At 64.1% G+C, this 206-nt stretch carries 1 protein-coding gene; it reads left to right on the top strand.

Features of this window, described 5'->3' with window-relative positions:
* Window positions 1-206, top strand: a 206-nt coding sequence (locus tag JFN91_RS21925) for a hypothetical protein (protein ID WP_199391262.1), incomplete at both ends; no start/stop codon positions are given.

Below are 206 nucleotides of genomic sequence, written 5' to 3'. Positions count from 1 at the left end.
GCAGTGGAACAACACGGCATCCGGCGCCTGCGGTACCTGCCATACCGCGCTTTCCAACACCACCGGCGGCCTGATCAACTCCAACGCGCACGCGCAGCACTTCTCGGCAGCCTACGGTCCGAAGTTCAGCTCGACCCTGGCTACCTCCTGCTCCAACTGCCATACCTCCAACACCGCGATCACCCACGTCGACGGCACGCTGAACC

Origin of the sequence: Geomonas anaerohicana, assembly GCF_016458305.1 — a bacterium.
GTDB lineage: Bacteria > Desulfobacterota > Desulfuromonadia > Geobacterales > Geobacteraceae > Geomonas > Geomonas anaerohicana.
The sequence above is the reverse complement of the archived record's forward strand: the minus strand, read 5'-3'. Positions and strand labels throughout refer to the sequence as shown.